The 7,051-nt window shown below is 70.2% G+C and carries 6 protein-coding genes; 3 read left to right on the top strand and 3 right to left on the bottom strand.

Features of this window, described 5'->3' with window-relative positions; translation table 11 throughout:
• Positions 1-2,814, bottom strand: a 2,814-nt coding sequence (locus tag ACTHK2_RS04730) for a protein kinase domain-containing protein (RefSeq protein WP_440244546.1), incomplete at its 3' end; no start/stop codon positions are given.
• A gap of 25 nt (positions 2,815-2,839) precedes the next feature.
• Positions 2,840-3,439, bottom strand: coding sequence for an ECF-type sigma factor (locus ACTHK2_RS04725; RefSeq protein ID WP_440244545.1), 600 nt, complete (start codon positions 3,437-3,439; stop codon positions 2,840-2,842).
• A 293-nt stretch (positions 3,440-3,732) separates the two neighbouring features.
• On the opposite strand from ACTHK2_RS04725, the gene lgt reads away from it, so the two are divergent.
• The 3 genes from lgt (at position 3,733) to ACTHK2_RS04710 (ending at position 6,024) form a co-directional block, all read left to right on the top strand.
• Positions 3,733-4,641, top strand: a complete 909-nt coding sequence (gene lgt / locus ACTHK2_RS04720) for a prolipoprotein diacylglyceryl transferase (RefSeq protein WP_440244544.1) — start codon at positions 3,733-3,735, stop codon at positions 4,639-4,641.
• 29 nt (positions 4,642-4,670) lie between these two features.
• Positions 4,671-5,465 carry a thymidylate synthase gene (locus ACTHK2_RS04715; RefSeq protein WP_440244543.1) on the top strand — a complete coding sequence of 265 codons (795 nt, stop codon included), beginning with the start codon at positions 4,671-4,673 and terminating at the stop codon, positions 5,463-5,465.
• A 70-nt stretch (positions 5,466-5,535) separates the two neighbouring features.
• Positions 5,536-6,024, top strand: a complete 489-nt coding sequence (locus ACTHK2_RS04710) for a dihydrofolate reductase (RefSeq protein WP_440244542.1) — start codon at positions 5,536-5,538, stop codon at positions 6,022-6,024.
• Between the two features lie 42 nt (positions 6,025-6,066).
• On the opposite strand, the gene ACTHK2_RS04705 is transcribed toward ACTHK2_RS04710, so the two are convergent.
• The gene (locus ACTHK2_RS04705; RefSeq protein WP_440244541.1) at positions 6,067-6,816 is read right to left on the bottom strand and encodes an SDR family NAD(P)-dependent oxidoreductase; all 750 of its coding nucleotides are present in this window, start codon (positions 6,814-6,816) and stop codon (positions 6,067-6,069) included.
• Between the last annotated feature and the right edge of the window lie 235 nt (positions 6,817-7,051).

Here is a 7,051-nt window from a genome sequence, read left to right as displayed (position 1 = left end):
GCGCGTCGCGATCGCATCGGCATCGTCCTTGCCGAGCTGCGCTTCCTGCACGGCGAGCGCGCGCTCGAGCAGTGCGCGCTCGTCGCCGGTCGCTGCGTGCTGCGCCTCGCGCACGAGCGCGAGCTGCACGAAGCAGGTCGCCGCACGCGGATTGTCCGGATAGTCGTCGCTGTCGTAGGCGGTGAAGCACCGTTCGAGCTGCTCGCGCGCCGCGGCCAGGTCACCGCGCTCGCGCAGCACGCGGCCGAGCAGTGTCGTCGTCCATGCGTAGCGGCGCACGTCGCCGTCGTTCGCGCGTGACTGCAACTCCACGTTGTCTCGCAGCACGCGTTCGGCCTCGTCGAGGCGTCGTGTACGCTCGAGCAGGAGCGCGAGCGTGTTGGCCGATGATTCCTGCTTGCGTGGCGGGTCGAGGCGTTGCGACATCGCGTACGCCTGCCGCACGAGCGGCTCGGCCGTCGCGACATCGCCGGCTTCGGCCAGCGCGGCGCCGTAGCCGGTCAGCGCCGCTCGCGTGCTCGCGTGTTCGGAGCCGATCGTGGCCCGCCAGATGCGCCAGGCTTCACCGAAGGACTGCGCGGCCTCGGCATGGCGGCGCCGCACGTAGAGACTCACGCCGACGTTGTTGAGCGATGTCGCGACTTGGGGATGCTGCGCGCCGAACACGGCGCGGCGGGCAGCGATGTTGCGCTCGAACAGGGCATCCGATTCCGCGTACTGAGCGGAATTCGCCAGCGCGAAGGCGAGTTCGCCCTCGGTCGACAGGGTGAGCGGATGGCGCTCGCCGTGCACGCGGCGGTGCAAGGCGTACGCCTCGCGCAGGTGCGCGATCGCCCGCGACGGTTGGCCGGCCGCGGCCTCGGCTGCGGCCAGCTCGTGCAGGCGAGAGGCGACGAGCGGATCATCGGGATCGCGGCGTGCGAGCGCGAGCGCCTCTTCCAGCGCGACGAGCGCGTCCTCGTGGCGTGCCTGCAGGCGACGCAGGTTGCCGAGCGCCGCGAGCGCGTCGGAAAGGCTTGCGGGCGCTGCGCGCGCATCCGCGCGCAACGCAGCGATGACGCGTTCGGCGCGGTCGCCGGCGGCGTCGAGGCGGTCGGCTTCTTCGTCGATGCGCACGCGTCGTAGCTCGCCCTCGATGCGAAGCGGATCAGCCGGCGCTCGCGGGGCGAGCAGCCGCAGGGCGGCGTCGGTGCTGCCTGCAGCCGCCTCGTAGCGATTGTCCTGGAACTGCGCTTCGGCGAGGCGCAGCCAGGCGCGCGCGAGTTCTTCGTCTTCGCCGCGCGGCTGGGCGAGCAGCGCGTCGCGTGCCTGCTCGAGCAAGGCGATGCCGCGCGCATCGTCGCCGAGCGAGGTGTAGATCGCACCGAGGTCGGAGAGCAGCGCACCGCGCACCACGGGCTGGTCGGCGAGGGTCGTTTCGGCGCGCCGCGCGCCGAGATCGAGCACTTCGCGCAACGGCACCTCGCGCCCGCGCGCCTGGTCGGGATCGATCGCGGCGAACAGGCCGGTCGTGAACTCGCGCACCGCGCGCGCGGTCTGCGCGTTGCGCACGGCGATGCGCGCCTGCCAGAGCGTGGCGCCGATGCCGGCGAATGCCGTCGCGCCGAGAAGTGCGCCCGCCGCGAGGCCGACGCGGTGGCGCCGCGCGAACTGCACGAGCCGGCGCCAGCGCGGTGTCGGACGACTCAGCAGCGGCCGGCGGTCGAGCCAGGCGCGCAGGTCGGCAGCGAAGGCGTCCACGCTCGCATGGCGCTGCTCGGGTACCTTTGCGAGCGCGATCGAGAGGATCTGCGCGAAGTCGGCATCGAGTGCCGCGCGCAGGCCGGCGGGTGTCGTGCCGCGCGCCGCGGCGAGCGCCGCCGCGTCAACGCCCGTGCGTTGCAGCGCACGCGCGGGTCGTTCGGCTTCCTGCTCGAGCACGGCGTGCGCGAAGGCCGGTCGGGTCGACGCTGGCGTACGATACGGTGACAGGCCGGTCGCGAGCTCGAACAGCAGCACGCCGAGCGCGTATACGTCGGTGGCGGTCGAGACCGTCTCGCCGCGCACCTGCTCCGGCGCGGCATAGGTCGGCGTCATCAGCAGCATGCCGGTCGCGGTCGTGTCGGCGTCGCCGTCATCGAGCAGTTTGGCGATGCCGAAATCGAGCAGCTTGACGCGGCCGTCGCCGTCGACGAGCACGTTGGCGGGCTTGAGATCGCGATGCACGACGAGGTTGCGATGCGCCCAGGCGACCCCGTCGAGCACGTCGAGGAACAGCCGCACCCGCGCGCGCAACGGCAACCTGCGCGCGTCGCACCAGCGGTCGATCGGCTCGCCTTCGACGTACTCCAGCGCGAACCACGGCCGGCCATCGGCGTCGACGCCGCCGTCCAGCAGGCGTGCGATGCGGTCGTGCGCGAGGCGCGCGAGGATGCCGCGCTCGCGCCGGAAGCGCGCGCGGGCCTCGCTGCCGTCGAGGCCGCCGCGCACGCGCTTGAGCGCTACGCGTTGCTCGAAGCCCGGCTCGTCGCGGCAGGCGAGCCACACCACGCCCATGCCGCCGCGGCCGAGCTCCCGCAGCACCCGATAGGGGCCGATGCGTTCGGGCCGGTCGCCGGCATCGTCGATGGCGCCGGCGAATAGCGGCGCGCCCCACGCTGCCGCGCCACGATCGAGCGACGTGGACTGCGCGTGCGCGGCAAGCAGCGCCTCGACTTCGGCGCGCACCGTGGGCGGCACCGTCGTTTCGTCGCCGAGCAGGCGCGCGCGGGCGGCTGGCGCGGCATCGAGGCAGGCGTCGAACAGCGCCTTCACTTGCGGCCAGTCGCGATGCACGTGCGGTCCCCTCGAAGATGCCTGGCTACGTGTTACGCAATCCGGCGCCCGAAGCGGCGGGGGCGATATCGCCGAAACCGAGCTCGCGCGCGAGCACCGCGCGCGCGAGTGCCCAATCGCTGCGCACCGTGCGCTCGGACAATTCGAGCTCGGCGGCGATCTCGCCGAACGTGAAGCCGCCGAAGAAATGCCATTCGACGACTTTTGCGGCGCGTTCGTCGTGCTCGGCGAGGCGGTCGAGCGCTTCGTCGACGAGCAGTAGTTCCTCGGCGCGGCGGTCGGCGACCTCGTGCGCGCCGTCGAGGCCGGTGTGCGCTTCGCGCCCGCCGCGCTTGTCGGCGAGCCGGCTGCGCGCCTGGTCGACGAGGATCTGGCGCATCGCGCGCGCGGCGAGGCTGAAGAAATGCGCGCGGCTGGCGAGGGCGCCGGCGTGGTGCGCGGCGAGCTTCGCGTAGGCCTCGTGCACGAGCGCGGTGGTGTTGAGCGTCGCGCCGGGATTGCGCCGCAGCTCGGCCGCGGCGATGCGCTTGAGGTCGGCGTAGATCTGCGCGAACGCGGCTTCGCGCGCGGTGGCATCGCCGCCCTGCGCGCGGTTGAGCAGCTCGGTGAGATCCGTGTGCGCCATCGACCTTTCCCTCCGCGCGAGCCTAGCATGGGCTCGCTTCGCCTTGCCGGCGCTTCCGCCGTCGTCGTAACGGTCGCCGAAGAGCAGGTCGCCGGGCGGCTGGCAGCCGATTGCGGCGCGGATCTCCGGCGCCCGCGATCCGATCACCGCCGGGATTGCGGCGTGACGCGATCCCCTCCTGTCGATCGGCGTGCGGATTTTCCCGGAAGCGCTACGGGCAACGACTCGGGGAGTGGGCGACCGCCGCCGAAGCGTGCACAATCCCGGCGATACTCACCAATGTCGCCCGGTTCGTGACCCATTACTTCGTCGACATCGACCCCATCGCGTTCTCGCTCGGCCCGGTGCAGGTGCACTGGTACGGCATCATGTACCTCGTCGGCTTCGGCATCGCCTGGTGGCTGGGCCAGCGCCGGCGCGCGGCCGGGCGCCTGCCGGTCACGCGCGACGAGTTCTCCGACCTCTGCTTCTACCTCATGCTCGGCGTGATCCTCGGCGGGCGCATCGGCTACATGGTGTTCTACAACACGGCCGAACTCATCGCGCACCCGCTCAGCCTGATTCGCGTGTGGGAAGGCGGCATGTCGTTCCACGGCGGCCTGCTCGGCGTGCTCGTCGCGGGTTGGCTGTGGACGCGGCGGCGGGCACTGAACTACTTCGACGTGATCGATTTCATCGCGCCGCTCGTGCCGATCGGCCTCGGCCTCGGGCGCCTCGGCAACTTCATCGGCGGCGAACTCTGGGGACGCCATACCGATGTCGCCTGGGGCATGATCTTCCCGCGCGCGCTGGATGCGCTCGACAAGACGCGCGACGAGCTGCATGCAATGTATCTCGCCGGCCAGCTCGAGCACGAGGCGCGTCATCCGTCGCAACTGTACGAATTCGGCCTGGAAGGCATCGTGCTGTTCACGGTGCTCTGGATCTATTCGCGCAAGCCGCGTCCGCGCTATGCGGTCTCGGGGCTGTTCGCGTTGCTCTACGGCTGCTTCCGATTCGCGGTCGAGTTCGTGCGCGAGCCGGACGTGCAGCTCGGCTTCCTCGCCTTCGACTGGCTCACGATGGGGCAGATCCTGTCGATGCCGCTGATCCTCGTGGGCTTGTTCCTGCTCTGGCGGTCGCGGTCGGCGCCCACGGCCAGTCTGCATCCGGTGTCGATGCCGGATGCCGCAGGCACCGGACCGCAAGAGCATCGCGGCTGAAGCCGCTCCCACGGAAGAGCGATTTACCAATGCGCCCCTATCTCGACTTGCTACGCCATGTGCTCGAACACGGCACCGAGAAGGCCGACCGCACGGGCACCGGCACGCGCAGCGTGTTCGGCTGGCAGATGCGCTACGACCTCGCCGAAGGATTCCCGCTCGTCACGACGAAGAAGCTGCACCTCAGGTCGATCGTGCACGAGCTGGTCTGGTTCCTGCGTGGCGAGACCAACGTGCGCTACCTCAAGGAGCACGGCGTCTCGATCTGGGACGAGTGGGCGGACGCGGATGGCGAACTCGGGCCCGTCTACGGCAAGCAGTGGCGCAGCTGGTCCGCGCCGGACGGGCGCACGATCGACCAGATCGCGTGGGTCGTCGACGAGATCCGCCGCAACCCCGATTCGCGCCGCCTCGTCGTCAGCGCGTGGAACGTCGCCGACCTGCCGCGCATGGCGCTGCAGCCCTGCCACACGATGTTCCAGTTCTTCGTCGCGGACGGGCGCCTCTCGTGCCAGCTCTACCAGCGCTCGGGCGACATCTTCCTCGGCGTGCCGTTCAACATCGCGAGCTACGCGCTGCTCACGCACATGGTGGCGCAGGTGACTGGACTCGCGCCGGGTGATTTCGTGCACACGCTCGGCGACGCGCACCTGTATTCGAACCATTTCGACCAGGCGCGCGAACAGCTCGCGCGCGCGCCGCGGCCGCTGCCCAGGCTCGTGCTGAATCCCGGCGTGCGTTCGTTGTTCGATTTCCGCTACGAGGACGTCGCGATCGTCGACTACGCACCGCATCCGGCGATCAAGGCGCCGGTCGCGGTATGACGCCCGTGTCGCATCGCCGCGAGCGGGAAAGCACCGTGGCTCGAGCCGCTGCGAGAGCGTCGGCGTGCGCATGAAGATCTCGCTCGTCGCCGCGCTCGACCGCCGGCTCGCGATCGGCCGCGATGGCGCGATGCCGTGGCACCTGCCCGAGGACCTGCGCCGCTTCAAGGCGCTCACGCTCGGCCGGCCGGTGCTGATGGGGCGCAAGACCGCACTCGCGATCGGCCGCGCGCTGCCCGGTCGCGACAACCTCGTCCTCACGCGCGGCGACGAGGCGCCGTATGCGGGCCAGCATGTCGTGCATTCGCTTGACGAGGCGATCAGCCATGCGCGCGATGCCAGCGAACTCGCGGTGATCGGCGGCGGCGAGGTGTATGCGCTCGTGTTGCCGCGCGCGACGCATCTCCACCTGACCTGGGTCGACACCGAGGTCGCTGGCGCGGATGCGTTTTTCCCCGCGTTCGACGCGCACGACTGGGTTGAAACCGCGCGCGAAACGCATGCCGCCGATGCGCGGCATGCGTTCGCGATGACCTTCGTCGACTACGCGCGGCGCTGATGCGGCGCGCGAGCCGTGGCTCGCGTGCCGCTGCAGCGTGGATCAGCGCATGCCGCCCGAAGCGCGCAGCGTCTCGCCGGTGATCCAGCCCGCATCGCCCGACGCGAGGAACACGGCGACCGACGCGATGTCGTCCGGCTGGCCGATGCGGCCGAGCGGCGTCTTGGACACCATGTCCTTCTCGAAGTCGCTGCCGATGACGCCGATCGCATGCGTGCCTTCGGTTTCGACGCCGCCCGGATTGATCGCGTTCACGCGGATGTTGCGCGGGCCGAGTTCCTTGGAGAGCACGTGAGTGATCGCGTCGACCGAGCTCTTGGTCGCCGCGTAGATCGACGTGCCCGGAAGGCCGAGCTGGCTCGCCACGGAACTGATGTTGATGACGCTGCCGCCGTCATGGGTGAAGTACTTGGCCGCTTCGCGTGTCGACAGCAGCAGGCCGAGCACGTTCGTGTTGAACTGCCGGTGGAACTCCTCCTCGGTCACCTCGTCCAGCGAGGCGAAGCGGTACACGCCCGCGTTGTTGACCAGCACGTCGACCTTGCCGAACGCGCGCGCGGTCTCGGCGAACAGGCGCTGCACGTCGTCGGCCTTGGCGACGTCGCCCTGTACCGCGATCGCCTTGCCGCCGTCGGCGACGATCCGTGCCACCACGCGATCGGCGCCTTCCTTGCTGGTCGCGTAGTTGACGACCACCGAGGCGCCTGCGGCCGCCAGCCCTTTCGCGATACCCGCACCGATGCCCTTCGATGCGCCCGTCACCACTGCCACCTTGCCTGCCAGCTTGCTCATGTCGGTTCCTTGGATTGATGAGACGATTAGACAAGTGTCTAATCGTCGTACCGACAAGGGGACGCCCGCACGGCTTTCAAGGGGCGGACTCAGATTTCCGCGAGCTGGTCGAGATAGGCGCGCAGGACGTCGCGCTGCACGCTGAGGTGGGCGAATTTGCCTTCGCGCACGATCCGGACGAGGCCGGCGGCTTCCAGTTCCTTGATGTGATGGGAAATGGTCGCCGCGCTGACGT

The organism is Dokdonella sp., assembly GCF_051958935.1.
Classification (GTDB): Bacteria; Pseudomonadota; Gammaproteobacteria; order Xanthomonadales; family Rhodanobacteraceae; genus Dokdonella_A.
This window is presented reverse-complemented; position numbering and strand designations above follow the sequence as displayed.